The 15,282-nt window shown below is 29.3% G+C and carries 12 protein-coding genes; 1 reads left to right on the forward strand and 11 read right to left on the reverse strand.

All coding sequences use genetic code 11. The annotated features are described in order from the left end of the window. The first annotated feature begins 228 nt into the window (after positions 1-228). Positions 229-1,410: an FprA family A-type flavoprotein gene (locus M2214_RS11445; RefSeq protein WP_248478124.1), complete on the forward strand. Its 1,182-nt coding sequence runs from the start codon at positions 229-231 to the stop codon at positions 1,408-1,410. 104 nt (positions 1,411-1,514) lie between these two features. On the opposite strand, the gene M2214_RS11450 is transcribed toward M2214_RS11445, so the two are convergent. The 11 genes from M2214_RS11450 to M2214_RS11500 all read right to left on the reverse strand — a co-directional run bounded on the left by M2214_RS11450 (position 1,515) and on the right by M2214_RS11500 (position 15,205). Continuing rightward, on the reverse strand, positions 1,515-2,177 hold the full coding sequence (locus tag M2214_RS11450) for a DUF3786 domain-containing protein (RefSeq protein ID WP_248478126.1): 663 nt from the start codon (positions 2,175-2,177) through the stop codon (positions 1,515-1,517). Positions 2,178-2,461: 284 nt separating this feature from the next. Then, on the reverse strand, positions 2,462-3,454 hold the full coding sequence (locus tag M2214_RS11455) for an NADH:flavin oxidoreductase (RefSeq protein ID WP_248478128.1): 993 nt from the start codon (positions 3,452-3,454) through the stop codon (positions 2,462-2,464). A gap of 301 nt (positions 3,455-3,755) precedes the next feature. Next, positions 3,756-6,296, reverse strand: a complete 2,541-nt coding sequence (locus M2214_RS11460; RefSeq protein ID WP_248478130.1) for a vitamin B12-dependent ribonucleotide reductase — start codon at positions 6,294-6,296, stop codon at positions 3,756-3,758. A gap of 284 nt (positions 6,297-6,580) precedes the next feature. Continuing rightward, positions 6,581-7,153 (reverse strand): hypothetical protein, encoded by a 573-nt coding sequence (locus M2214_RS11465; RefSeq protein ID WP_248478132.1) that lies wholly within the window; start codon positions 7,151-7,153, stop codon positions 6,581-6,583. Beyond that, on the reverse strand, positions 7,128-8,426 hold the full coding sequence (locus M2214_RS11470; RefSeq protein WP_248478134.1) for a hypothetical protein: 1,299 nt from the start codon (positions 8,424-8,426) through the stop codon (positions 7,128-7,130). The genes M2214_RS11465 and M2214_RS11470 overlap by 26 nt, the downstream gene beginning before the upstream one ends. Before the next feature lie 229 nt (positions 8,427-8,655). Further along, positions 8,656-10,461, reverse strand: a complete 1,806-nt coding sequence (locus M2214_RS11475; RefSeq protein ID WP_248478143.1) for an ASKHA domain-containing protein — start codon at positions 10,459-10,461, stop codon at positions 8,656-8,658. Further along, positions 10,454-11,485 (reverse strand): methylcobamide:CoM methyltransferase MtbA, encoded by a 1,032-nt coding sequence (locus M2214_RS11480; protein WP_248478145.1) that lies wholly within the window; start codon positions 11,483-11,485, stop codon positions 10,454-10,456. Before M2214_RS11480 ends, M2214_RS11475 begins: the two co-directional genes overlap by 8 nt. A gap of 16 nt (positions 11,486-11,501) precedes the next feature. Then, positions 11,502-12,158, reverse strand: coding sequence for a corrinoid protein (locus tag M2214_RS11485; protein WP_248478147.1), 657 nt, complete (start codon positions 12,156-12,158; stop codon positions 11,502-11,504). A gap of 41 nt (positions 12,159-12,199) precedes the next feature. Continuing rightward, positions 12,200-13,270, reverse strand: a complete 1,071-nt coding sequence (locus tag M2214_RS11490) for a uroporphyrinogen decarboxylase family protein (protein WP_248478149.1) — start codon at positions 13,268-13,270, stop codon at positions 12,200-12,202. A gap of 135 nt (positions 13,271-13,405) precedes the next feature. Further along, positions 13,406-14,275 carry a uroporphyrinogen decarboxylase family protein gene (locus M2214_RS11495; RefSeq protein ID WP_248478151.1) on the reverse strand — a complete coding sequence of 290 codons (870 nt, stop codon included), beginning with the start codon at positions 14,273-14,275 and terminating at the stop codon, positions 13,406-13,408. 18 nt (positions 14,276-14,293) lie between these two features. After that, on the reverse strand, positions 14,294-15,205 hold the full coding sequence (locus M2214_RS11500) for a GTP-binding protein (RefSeq protein WP_248478154.1): 912 nt from the start codon (positions 15,203-15,205) through the stop codon (positions 14,294-14,296). Positions 15,206-15,282: the final 77 nt, after the last annotated feature.

Raw genomic sequence — 15,282 nt, forward strand, 5'->3', positions numbered from 1 at the left:
AACCCCTCCTTAATATATGCATTAAATTCTTAATTTACACTTAAATAGATAACTCTGTAACACTTATGTAATAACCTTATATTTAATTGTATGAATATTATTCCTATATTATTTTAATAATTAACTTATGTAGCAAAATTTAATCTAGAATTTCTCCATATTTTGTGATTAAATTAGTATTGTGCGGGTACATATCAAATATAATTAAATTCGGGAGGTATTTTATACATGGAATCATTTAAGATAAAAAACAATATTCATTGGACAGGAGTATTAGACCCAGGTCTTGAAGTATTCGATATTATAATGAAGACAGAGTTCGGAAGCACTTACAATTCATACTTTATAGACGATGAGAAAAAAGTTTTAATAGATACTGTTAAAGCAAATTTCAAAGATGAATATCTTGAAAAATTATCTAAATTAACTGATATTAAAAACATAGATTACGTTATAATAAATCACACTGAGCCAGATCACTCTGGATCTTTAAAGTACTTACTAGAAATAAATCCTGATATAGAAATATATTGTACTAAAGCTGCCAGTATATTCTTAAAAGAACAAGTAAATAAAGAGTTCAAATGTCATGTTATAAAAGATGGAGAAGAGCTTGATATTGGAAGCAAAAAATTAAAATTTGTAACAGCACCATTCCTTCACTGGTCTGACACTATGTTTGTATACAGTGAAGCTGATAAAGTATTATTCTCATGTGATGCTTTTGGTTCTCACTATGCAAGTGTAGATCCTAAAGTTGTTCATACTGAAGATTACAAGAAATCATTTAAACATTATTATGACTGTATAGTAAAACCTTTTGCAAAACATGCTTTAAGTGCTATAAATAAAGTTAAAGACTTTGAAATAGATACAATACTTACTTCTCATGGACCTATATTATCTGAAGATATAAGCTACAATATAGAAAAATATACGGAGTGGTCTAATGAAGTAGTTAAGACTTCAAATCAAAAGAAAGTAGCCCTACTTTACTTATCCGCTTATAAAAACACTGTTTTAATGGCTGAGAAGATAAAGAAAGGATTAGAGTCTGAAGGCGTTGCAGTAGAGTTTTTAGACATAGAAAACGAAAGCTTAGAGACTATTCATGATGTAATAAATATGTCTAAGGGTCTTTTACTTGGCTCTCCTACTATAAATAAATCTATGGTTAAACCTATGTGGGATGCTTTATCTATAATAGATCCTATGGCTAATATGGGTAAAATAGGTGGAGTATTTGGTTCATTTGGATGGAGTGGCGAAGGAATCAAGATGGCTGAATCTATGATTAAGATAATGGGCTTTAAGATGCCTGTTGAGTCTGTAACAAAGAAATTCTCACCATCAGAAGATACTTTAAATCAATGTGTAGAATTCGGTAAGGAATTTGCAAAACATATATAGTATAAAAAATCCGCAAATCGTGAGATTTGCGGATTTTTTTGTATTTAAATTAACATTAAAAACTAATCAAATTAAAGAGTATAACATTTTTATAACAAGTAAATCTAGTTAAAACTGTACAAACCTATATCAACAGGAAGCTCTCCTTTATTTTTAAGAAAATTTATTGCTATATCTACAACAACTGCTAAATCTTCTGCATCAAAATAGTATTCAATATTACTATCAAATAAAATACTAGCTGAAGGAGCAAATTCCTCGTCGCCTTCCCATACTATAAATGTAAAGAATACATTTTTAAGAAATTCAAATTTATATCCTAAGTCCCCTTGTTTTATTTTTTCGCTATCTATATTCTTAAAACTTTCTTCAAAATCTTCTACTTTATTTCCATATAAGTTAGCTAACCTTAAAATAGTTCTATTATGGAAATTATGATAATACACATGTCCACCCGGTATGTCTTTAAAAGTAATATCTTTTCCAGTAGGAGGAACCCCTTTTCCATTTACAAGATATCTTAGAAACATAATTCTAGTTATATAGGACTCTACTAATTTATTGTCTTGATTATAAATATCTCCACTAGGATATTTTACAGTATAATTTTTTCCCATAAGTTTAACTGTAAATATTTGTGCATTTTCGTCATATTTATTTCCTGTTAATTCTGCCATTTGCGATGGATCAGTATTTTTAAATATATTTTTTATGTATTCGTATGGAACTCTTCCTTGCCTATCATCCTTTTGTATTATAGCACTCATGTTTATCCCCCTTAAACAATTGACTCTAGATACACTTACAATCAAATCTTTATCAGTTTTATTTTACCATATTTTGTATAGTTGTATCATTTATTTATGTATACTCTATTAACATTATTACTCTTTATCTAACGATATTGTGTTTGTTTATACTACTTTTATTTAAAGTTTATAAATAAGAAAAAAATCCATAAATCACTGAGATTTACAGATTTTCTTTTTCTCTTGATTTTATTAAACTATTTAACCTTTTATGCTCTTAAAGTTTCAATGATACTCCCATATCAGCTTAATTTTTCGATTGCGTTCTTTGCCCAATCCGAATTGTTAAGTAATGCTCTTCCTACACCAATAAGATCTGCTTTTCCCTTTAATAAAAGCTCTTCTGCCGCCTGAGCCTCAGTAATTCCACCAGTTAATATAACTGGGATAGAAACTACTTTTTTGATAGCTTCAGTAAGTGGGGCAAAATATCCTTGGTCTTTTATTCCATTTAAATTATATCCACAAAATCCTCCAGAAATATCAAGAATACTTACTCCTGCTTTTTCAAATTCACAAGCAGCAATTTTACTATCTTCAATAGTTGTTCCTCCGTCAACAAAATCTGAGGCTCCTAACCTCAATAATATTGGAAAATCTTTACCTACAACCTCGGATATTGCTTCAATAATTTGTAGGTGTATACGTATTCGATTATAAATACTTCCACCATATTCATCAGTTCTTTTATTTGTAAGAGGAGATAAAAACTGATTTAAAAAATAGCCATGCGCTGAATGTATCTCTACACCATCAAAACCTGCCTCTTTAACTCTTAGTGCGGCATTTTGAAATTCTTTTACAATATTTAAGATTTCATGTTTTGCAAGTTCACGAGGAACTCTCCCTAGGCGAGGATTAGCAACAACTGAAGGTCCAACTGGTGTTGTTCCAATAATTTCTTGATCAGCTGCACTTCCTGCATGATTAATCTGCATTATAGCCTTTGAATCATTTTTATGAATTACATCTGCTAGCCTTTTAAGACCCTCAATCGTAGTATTATCTGCAACAGATAATTGGTTTTTACTTGCTTTTCCTTCTTGAGAAACAAAACTATGTTCAATTATAATAAGAGAAATATACCCTCCATCTGATTTTTCTTTATAATAATCAATAATCTGTTGGCTTACATTACCATCCCCTTCTGACTTTGCAGTAGCCATCGGGGGCATTACCAAGCGGTTTTTGAGCTCAAGCTTACTTACATTTAATGGTTTATTTAGATAAGCCATATTAAAACCCTCCATTTTATCTATGATTTCTTGATTTTTAGCATTTAAACCTATTTATACATAGCCATCTTTACTGATTTTTAATTTTTTATAATCCTACACTATTATTATACTATAACTCCTACATACAATAACAAAAAAATCATGTATAGTTCAATAACTATAATCAACTCATTTTTAAATTCAAAAAGAACCTTTGACCCTAACATGATAAATTACTTATAGTTTCAAAGATTTATAGTATTAAAGCTTAATTCTATAAATGAAATTGATAGCATTAATATATTATATCATTCATTTTTTAACTACATCCTGTTGTTGTACCACAATTTCTACAAATATGGCAAGTTCCATTAGGTATAATACTAGTACTTGAACAGTTTGAGCATGTTACTTTCTTGTATTCTTTTGAATTTTTCTTCTCATCTATCTTTATAAGATTTTGTTTATTATCTTCTTTTAATGCTTTAACATATTCTAAGAGTTCATTATACGTCATATCTTCTAATTTTTTATCTTTCGTACTCTTAGCTTGATTAAGTGGCTGACTAGCCTTAGAGCCATCTCTATATAAAGAAATACATTTTACTCCTAATTCAAATGCATTACTATATACATTTTTAAAATCATCTATAGTAGCTTCATTAGGAAGATTAACAGTTTTGCTTATTGCTCCTGAAACAAATGGTGTCAAAGCTGCTACCATCTTAACATGTCCCATTGGTGATATAAATCTTTTTCCACTTCCACATTTATTGGCTGTATCAAATATAGGAAGATGCTCTTCTTTTATATGAGGTGCTCCTTCTATTTTTCCATCTATTATTTTTTCATATTCATATCCATTTTCATTGATGGTTTCTTTTTTCATTACATAGTTCACTATGTCTTCTATCTGTTCTTTACTATACCCTAGCTTTTGAAGTATTGTAGGAATATATGGATTTATAAATTCCATGAATCCTCCTCCTACTAACTTTTTATATACTACATGTGCAAAGAATGGCTCTATCGAAGTAGTAGCACAATCCATGGCAAGAGATATAGTTCCAGTTGGAGCAATAACACTCACTTGAGCATTCCTATATCCATATTTTTCTCCACCTTCAACTGCCTTTTTCCATATATTTTTTAAAGTCTCACTTAAATCATCTTGTTTTTCATGTATTAATATTTCATGATTTACTTTAGCCGGAGTATACCCTAAACCTTCATAAGAAGAATGGATTGATCCAGCAGCTATAGCATGATTTTTTATAACCTTTAGCATATGATTTTTATTTATTTCGTATTTAGAAAAACTTCCTATTTCTTTTGCCATTAATGATGATACATAATAAGATTGACCCGTCATAACTCCAACCAAAGCAGCTGCTATTGTTCTTGCATTATCTGAATCATAAGGATGTCCCATCATAATATGAAGAGAACCAGTATTTGCAATTCCAAGTCCTGTAGTTCTAAAGAAATGTGATCTTTTTGCAATATCTTCTGTTGGAAATTGACCCCAATGAATAGTTGATTCAAGAACTAATTGAACAAGACTTATTGTATGTAAATATCCATTTATATCAAATTTATTATTTTTTGAATCATAAAATTTAACTATGTTTATACTAGCCAAATTACATGCAGTATCATCCAAAAAATGGTATTCACTACATGGGTTTGATCCTCTTATTTCTTCATTCTCACCATTTTCGCCTAAAGGACATGTATTCCAATCATTTATTATATCGTGAAATTGAAGTGCTGGATCTGCACATCTCCATGATGAATAGTTTATTTCATTCCATAAGTCTTTTGCACTTATAACTTTATTTACTTTTGAATCTACTCTTCCCTTTAACTCCCAAGAATAATTTTTATCTTTTCCTATCATTTTGTTCATCAACTTATTTGTAATTCTAATTGAATTATTTGAATTTTGACCTGATACAGTTGAATATGCCTCTGAATTAAAATCAGTATCATATCCCATTTTACCAAGTGCTACTACTTTATCTTCTTCTTTTGCTTTCCATTTTATAAAATCTAAAATTTCAGGATGATCTCCATCCATGATTACCATTTTAGCTGCTCTTCGTGTTGTACCACCTGACTTTATTGCTCCTGCATTAGCATCAAATACTTTAAGAAAACTCATAATACCTGATGATGTTCCTCCTCCAGATAAAAGTTCACCTTTTGCACGAATACTACTAAAATTGGTTCCTGTTCCTGATCCATGTTTAAAAAGTCTTGTTTCAGTTACTATTTGATCCGTTATAGATTTATCTCCAAGCAATGTGTCCTTTATATTAAGTATAAAACAAGCACTACCTTGTGTCCTTGTATAAGCATCCGTAGATTTTACTACCTTTTCCTTTTTTATATCATAATAAAAATGACCTTCCGCTTCCTTATCTATTCCATAAGTTAACTTAAGTCCAGTATTGAACCACTGTGGAGAATTTGGTGCAAACATCTGATTTATAAGCATATAAGAAACTTCATCATAAAATATATTTTTATTTTTCTCGTCTATTAGACCTTCATCTAAAGCACTTTCAGTCCAAAAATTCACCATTCTATGAACAACTTCTTTTAAAGATTTTTCATATCCATATTTATTAGTCACACCAGTTTTTCTAAAATACTTACTAGCAATAATATCACAAGCGTTTTGACTATAAAATACAGGAAACTCTAAATCTTCTTCTTGGAATAATATATTGTTGTTTTTATAATCAAACATTTTCACCTCAACTGTTTTCCAATTGAATAAATCATATACAGTTAAATTCTTGTTTTTTTCTAACTCTTTTGTATAATATCTTTTAATTAAATTTTTTATATTCATAAATTCAGCTCCTACTTAAAATAATGATGCATTCAAACTATATATACCAACAATAGTATTCAGCTAAACACATTTCTCATTATATTGTGTTTATTTTTTTATTTTTCTATTCAAAATACAATATATAGTGTTTGTCATAATAGTAAACAATTATAATTTTTTGACAATAAAAAACCTAAGCAATAGCAACTTGAAAAGTATCTATTACTTAGGTCTTATCTTATTATCTAAAACTCAAATCAGGTGAAATCATTTGCATATTTTTACAAATAATTTTTTATTTATTAAATTTTATGTTTAAATATTCCTTTATATTTTTCGTCAACAGTTATCTTATTAGCCTCTTCTATAAAATTCTTATATTCCTGTTTAGCTTTTTTATAATCCTTGTTTATATTTTTTCCTTCTGTTACTCTATAGTAGGCCTTTATTAAATCTTGATTATACATATGTACACTTTTTAAATATTTTTCATCCTCTTTACTCAATCTTTCTTTTTTCTTTATATCAAGAATATTAATCCACATCAGTTCCAGCCTGAACCAATTAAATACTGCTCTATCTATACCAAACATTTTGTTTACTTCCATATCTAATGTATCTAAAGTCCATATATGATCTATACGAAACTCTTTTTCAAAATCATTGTCGTTATACATAGCATATATAACCTTATTAATATCAGATAGCTTATCAATATTATTCTTCAAACTTATATGTGCATTTTTGTAAGCATATTCCTTAACATTCTTATTCATCATATACGAATTAATCATTAGTACTAACATAACTATACTTAAAATTTGAAGAAATACTTTATTTGAAAACAGCTTACTCATTGTAACCATCTCTAACACTTATAGGTAAATCTTTTAAAAGTTTCATAAAATAACAGCTTACAAAAGGTGTTATAAACAAATCTAAGGCTATTCTTATATAACTTATCTTTCCTACTATATCAATAAAACTATATAAATCTTTGTAATTCATAATTCCCAAAATTATAATAGGTATCAATATGATATTTGATATAAAAAACATAAATATAACCTGTTTATAATATTTTTTGATTACAATTCCATTTAAAGACATGTACGACTCATTTGTATCAACTATGCTAGCTATATAAGTTATTAAATATATTCTAGATATACTAATTATACATACTATCACTAGGACTATACTCAAAATAATTTTATAATTAAATTCTAAACTACTAGTTATAAAAAGATACTCTATTCCTATAAATATAAGCATAGATATTTCTAAAATCAAACCTGCTCCAAAATACCTTCCTATCTTATCTTTGGCAAACTCCCATCCAGTATCAAAATCTATATTTTCTCCATTATAAGACATATAAACTCTATAATTCAAAGCTATTAATGCTCTATATCCAAAGAATATTTGAGCTATGAGTACAATCAAATCTACAATTGGATTTTTTATTAATTCTTTTAATAAATCAAATGTAAGTATAATAAAGCTGTATTTTATATAAATATCAAACCCACTTTTATACTCTTCATATGAGTCCTTTAAAAGCTTAGTAATACTATAAGTTTCTTCATTATTATCAATAATTTCTATATTATCATAATAATTCATTACTACATCTGAAATTTCTTCATAATTCAAGAACTTTTCAATAGGAATAAAAATACTTTCTCTTTTAATCATCTTTATTTTCATTCCATATGCAGGTATAAACCCTCTTATATCTTCTGCATATTGGAAACTTATATTCTCAATACCTTCCCAATTATATATGTTACTCGGCTTTCTTTTGTATAAGTTATATATTTTTATTCCATTTTCATCTATAACTATCTTACTATTTTTCAAAAAATATAAGTATAGTATTATAATTTCAATACCACATATTAATATAGTTCTAAATATTCCCAAACTGTGTTTTTGACTATCTTTATTGTAGTTCATTTTCTCAGTAAAATTTGGTTCTAAGATATTTAGACCACCGCGTTTTATACTATCATCATATTTTTCTAATATTTTTTGTTGCTCTATATTATCTTTTATAGATATATATGTAAGAACACTTGATGCTAATAAAAATATTAATAAGAATATAATCATTTTTCTGTTATTTAATTTGTATAACTTCTCCATTATTTAATCCCCCCTCTCAAATCTTCTTCATTATAACTTTTTTTCTAATATTTGTAAATAAAATCCCAAACTTACTATTCACTACCTTTTTCTATAATAATTAACTTATATGATTTCACTTTTTCTTTTTTTAAGAAAAAAGCTCACAGCCATAGTCTGTGAGCTAAAAATCAGAATTTTATTATTTAGTTAAAATATTTTATAAATAAGCATTTATATCTACATATAGTTAAATACTTTTAAAATTTGGAAATAAAAGGCTATGAGCAAAAAGTCTCTCATATCCTTCAGATGCTCCTAGCTCCATATAATCTATTTGATTAGCTAGTTCTTCAATTTCTTGCTTTGCTTTAGCAGACATGAGTGCCATATATGATCCTGTTTTAGAAGAATTACCCACATATACTAGTTTGTCCTTAATAGCTTCTGGTAAAATACCAGTTCCAACCAAACTATCAACAGGCAAGTGAGCTCCAAACTGTCCTGCTATAATAACTTTATCAAGTTGATTCATATCAATATTAGCTTGTTTTAGTAACGCATAAAACCCAGAAAGAATAGCTCCTTTTGCTAATTGTACTTGGCGAACATCTGATTGTGTAATTAATAATTGTTCTGGATTGCTTTTTAAAATAAATTCTCGCTTTCTTCCATCTAATTGAATCATATCATAGCGATAATCCGATTTTTTTAGTTTTTCTTTTTTTATAAATGCTCCATCTTTTTTCACAATTCCTGTACGAATAAGCTCTTTCACAGCTGCTAATATACCACTTCCACAAATTCCAATTGCTTCTTGCTCCCCTATAACTTTAATTTCGATTCCTTTGTCAGTGATTTTTACATCTTCAATTGCACCTTCTGCTGCCCTCATACCTGAACTAATATTCATTCCCTCCAAAGCTGGCCCTGCAGCACAAGAACATGATAATAGCTTCCCATGATTGGATAAAACAATTTCTCCATTAGTTCCAATATCTATAAATAAAACGTTTTCCTTGGCTTTATGTAATTGACACACATATGCACCTGCTACAATATCAGCACCTATGTAAGATGAAACTGATGGAAGACAGTATAGTCTTGCCCCTGAGAATGCCTTTAAACCAATATCTTTTGCTAATATATTTTTTGATTTTACAAATACTGGTGCATACGGAGACTTTCCGATGGATTTTGTATCTATCCCTAAAAGAAAATGCATCATTGTACAGTTTGCTGCAATAGAAATCTCATAAATATTTTTTCTATTTATTTTCGATTTATTACAAATATCTTCAATCATTTCATTTATAGAATTTACAATTGCATGTTGCAGCTTTTCTTTAGAATCCTCTGGGTTCTCTAGTCCATAAGTAATTCTAGTTAAAACATCCAGACCAAACCTCTTTTGTGCATTAATCATTGACGCAGTAGCCAATTCATTACCAGTATTCATATCAATCAGTGACGTTACAACTGTTGTAGTTCCAATATCAATAGCTAATCCATAAAGAAATCCAGTCGTATCACCCGACTCAATTCCAATCAACTCTTCATCATTAAAAACTCCTGTTACCTTTTCATCTGTAATTTTATTTTGCTGTAATAATAGCCAATCAAACTTTTCAATACCAAATGTATTGCATACAGAATCCTCAAATGAACTTTGATTCTCTAATGTAGGTTTTCTTATCTGGAAAGCTTTTTTATGGATGGAAGGATTAAACTCAAAATCAGGCATATACCCTGTTGTAAGTATCTCATGCTTTCTTTCTTTTTGTAAAATTTCAATTACAATGTCTTCTCGTGGTACTACAAGACAAGATAGTCTTATACCTTCATTAATTTCTTCCTTTTTTAAAAATTTCTGTTCTGTTTCTGAGATGTCAGGTAGATTTCCCTCAACAACTCTAACCTTACATTTCCCACATGATCCCTTTCCATTACACGGGTTATCAACGAAAATTTCATTTTCTAGTAAAAGTTGTAATAAGTTTTTATCCGGTACATATTCAAACATTTGATTCTGGTTCTTAATAGAAATCTTAGGCATCTACAACTGCATCTCCTTTTGTTAAAGATTCTATAATTGTTTTTACATTTTTTAAAGGCGATCTCATTCCAAGCCCACATGCAGGTGATATGATATTTGCCCCATCTTTTACACATTTTTGAGTTAGATCAGCAATTTTATTTGCCTGTCCAAATTCAATTGTATAAGTACTTAAATTCCCCATTAGCAATCTATCTCCTAAGTTCTTTCTTGCATAACTCATATTAACTATAGAATCAAAACTGAGGACATCACTTTTTATTTTATTCACTTCTTGATATACATTCTTCATTTGTCCACATATATGTACAATTGTTCCTGTATTTTCACTTTGTATGCTATCAATAATTTTATTAATGTATTTGACAGCAAATTCTTCAAATAGCTTCGGTCCTAAAATTTCACCTGTACCACTAGGATCCGAAATGGCAATTATGTCTGCTCCTGCTTCTATTTGTTTTTTTGCAAATATAATTAACTGATCTGTAACAAACTCAATAAATTCATGTGCCTCACTATTTTTTTTTCTTAATTCTTTATAAAATATAGTAGGCTCCATTATAGAACTTGCTGTACTTATAGGTCCAGTTAAATTCCCTATAATAGGCACATCTTTACTTTTTAACTTCAAAAGTTTAATTGCATCAACCACTACCCCTGCTCTTCCTTGTTGATAATTAATTTCAGGAATTTTTCTCCATTCTTTCACAGAATTAATTGAATATTCTACAACATGAGGTTCATAAATATTTGTTCCCATATCGACTTTTGCTCCAAAATCTTCTGCCTCAATCGTCATACAAAAGGGAACTCCATAATTCTCAAAGCAACCTTTTTCATATACTGCACTTGCTAAATCAGCCATCATTTGTGCATTCATATGTGCTTTTGGAAATTCTATTCCAACTTTTTCTATTAACTCTGTTGTAACCATATTCATCATGCCTCCAGGACAAATACACGGTGGTCTATCAACGCTTTTTCTGTTCAACACCTTATTTAATCGTTCTTTTGGCGACAACATATTCCTTTCCCCCTTTTTATGCTATATCAAGCAGACCTTTTACTAACTTAACTGCCTCAACTGCATTATGAGAATAACCATCTGCACCGATTATATCGGCAAATGTTTTTGAAATGGGTCCTCCACCTATAACAACTTTAACTTCTTCTCTTATTCCAGCCTCTTTTAATAACTCTATAACGGTCTTCATTCCGTCCATTGTTGTTGTCATTAATGTTGACATACATACAAATGAAGCATTAACTTCTTTAGCCTTATCTACAAAATTTCGCAATGGAACATCTCTACCCAAATCAATCATATCAAATCCAGCTGTTTCTAACATAATTTTAACTAGGTTTTTTCCTATATCGTGCGTATCCCCTTCTACAACACCGATTACTCCTTTTGGCTTTTCTTTTTCTACTTCATCTGAAGGAAGATGTGGTCTTAAGATTGATAGACCTTCATACATTGCATCTGAACATAGTAATACATCTGTAACAAAGTATTCTTCATCATCATATAATTGACTTGCACGGTTCATACCATCTACAAGCCCTTCCATAATACCATCAAATATTCTATATCCTGCTTGTACATATTCGTTACATGCTTCAATCACATCTTCTTCTTCCATATCTACTACACCATCAGATAATCTTTTTAATAATTCTTCTTTTGATACTGACATTGTTTTTCCCTCCATTTTTTATTTCTTAATACATTTATATTCTATAAAAAATTTTTTGGATTTAAGGGCCACTTTCCATATTTTCTAGCAGAAGCCATAAACTGATCTATATTTTCCAAAGGAATGTTTCCTGAAAGATCACATCCTGATGCCAAAATATATCCTGAAGGACTATCATACCCTTTTTGTATACAATTTTTCACAGCTAAATCTACATCATTGGTATTTCCTAAAATTAACGTCTCTACTGGATCTACATTACCAAGTATAGGAACCTTATCTCCTACTACTTGTTTCGTATATGCCAAGTCTACCTTATTATCGATACTGAGCATATCACAACCTGATTTCACCATATCTCCTACAATCGATGTTGTATCTCCACAAATATGGTAACAAACCATTCCTTTTGCGTCATGAATATCTTTCATTAAATCTATCGTGTATGGTAAAACAAATTCTAAATATTGTTTTTGATTAAGAATTGTTCCTGATGCAATAGGATCACAAAGTAGAATAATAGCTCCTGCTTTTATAAACTCTCTATAAATCATTTTTAATCCTTCGTTGCAGAATTTAATCAATTGATGTAACTTTTCAGGATTTCTTCTAGTTGCTCTTAATAAGTTTTCTGTTTTATATATACTTGCAGCAGCAGTAAATGGTCCAGATATCAAAACTCCAGTTGGAACCTCTTTCCCTACTTTATCAATTAAAATATTAGTAGCTTCTATATGTAATTGAAATGCTTTATCGTTTTTTAGCTCCAATTTTGACATATCTAGTTGATCAACATCATTTAGATCATCTAAAGCATACTTCATAATTGATGGTACTGAGTCCTCTGGATCACTCATTTGGCTCCCTAGAGCTGCCCCTACTCCATGCAAACCATATTCAATAATAGTTAAATCATTTCCAAATCTTTCATAACAAGCAATCTGTGCTCTCGCTTCATTTAAAGCACTGCTTCTTTTTTCCTTATGAGTAATTCCTAATGCTAGTCCAGACATAGAGCAAGCAACTGGCATAGCTAGAATTCTGTCCATAGGTTTTCCTGTCATAAATGCAGCCAATCGTTCGTTTGGTGTCATTTGATCATCTTTGTGCATATAATATCCTCCCTTTACAAATTAATTTCCTTCTAAAATATTCACTTATTGTTATAACTTTTAAGATACTTAGATATCTATTTAAAATGATCCTAAATGTACCTTCATAACAGTTTATCGTTATTACCTTTCATGTTAAAATAAATCAATTGTTTTGATTATTCCATTTTTCAATTGAAATTCTTTATTTTTAATACACGTTTGTCCAACAAATTTTGTCTGACCAATCACTTTCATACAGGCTTCAGAATATTTTGTAGGGCCTTCTAATGAAATATCTTTCCATTCAGCTTTATCTGTTCCTAGTAATGCAAAAGTAGTTTTTGGGCAAAGCAATACAATTGTTTCATCATTAATAAGTTCTTCCATTCGCTTTAATAATGGGTAAGTAAACATTTCTACCACTTGTTCTGAGAATTTTGGACCTAAAATATTTAATCCTCCAGAAGAATCAGCATAACTTATCATATTGACTCCTGATTTTTGAGCTTCTTCAACAAAACGTAATATTTCATTTTGGAATTTATCAAAAATATCTTTCATGATATCCGGATTTTTTCTAAATGTTTTAAAAACATGGCGTGGATCTATTAAAACATTCATAATCGTGAAGGGTCCTGAAATATATAAAAGTACATTTTCTCCTTGATCCCTCAAATATTTACAGGCTTTTAAAACCTCTGATATACGTCCTTTTGAATAATCGATTTCTGGTAAGTCCAATATTTCTTGTGCAGTTGTGCAGATATAGTCCTTAGCTCTTGGCCCTATGTTTTCATCCCCAAAATTAATGCTTCCACCCATTGCTTCCCCTTCAACTGTATGGCAAAATGGTAGTTCACAAAACGTTGTTTTATCATGTTTTTTCAACTCTTTAGATATTAAAGCCATACTATTCGAATTTTTATAAGCTTCAGGAAATTGTAAATCTACTTTTCGTGTAACTTCTTTATTAATCCCTATAGAATTATTATATGTACACTTAAAATCAATAATTTTACCCATACTGATCCCTCCAACTTATTAATGGAACAATTCCAATATTTTTTTATTCCTTAAATTACTACCAATGATAGCTACCTTCGTTCTCTTGAATTTTTCTATATACTCCCAATGATAGTGATATGGCGTAAAATCAAAGTAAACAAATTGATTTGTATCAAGTTCTAAAATTCCTTTAGCTCTCAAAATAGAACCATATTCCTCATCATTTAAAGAAGCTAATATTTTATCAACCTCTTTATCTAAGAAAATTCTTGGATTGTTAACAGATACAGTGCTAAATACTTTATCAGCAGGCGTCAGTACAGGTTTTTCTTTTGAATCGATTTTACAACTTTCAATCGTATTTAGTATTTCAATTATTTTTTCACCATTATAGGCATACCAATCCTCATTAAGAATAAATGCTTCCTGATTATTTAACTTTATTTTAGAAATTACTTTTTCAATTTCTTTTTGGTCCATTTTGCCCAAATGGCTTAAAAAAATCATATGAGCATTTTGAATTTGGTCTAAATAAAAAGATCCAAAATTTTGTATATAATCGTCAAATGCACTTACATCTACAATCGTTATCAAATTATTTATTCTTATATCGAAATTAGAATTTTTAGAAATTTCCTCGCAAGCTTTTATAATATCAGATAGACTTCCAACACCAGATGGCTCTATCAATATATGGTCTGGTCTATATTCTAAGATTAACTCTTCTATATTTTTTTTAAAGTCTTGTACAAGAGTACAACAAATACATCCTGCATAAATTTCTCTAACAGGAAGTTTGTCATTAATCAAATCCCCATCAATTCCAATATCACCAAATTCATTTTCAATTAAAGCAATTTTCCCTTCCATATTGGGAATAATTTTTTTTAAAAACGTAGTCTTTCCAGCTCCTAAAAATCCAGAAATTATATTTATATTAATACTCAATATAAACCTCCTTTGTAACTAAAGTATTTTATTTTTAGTTATAAAATTAACAATTCTTATTATTAAATGTTTATTTT

It is taken from the genome of Tepidibacter aestuarii, from assembly GCF_934924865.1.
In the GTDB taxonomy this organism is placed as follows: Bacteria; Bacillota; Clostridia; order Peptostreptococcales; family Peptostreptococcaceae; genus Tepidibacter_A; species Tepidibacter_A aestuarii.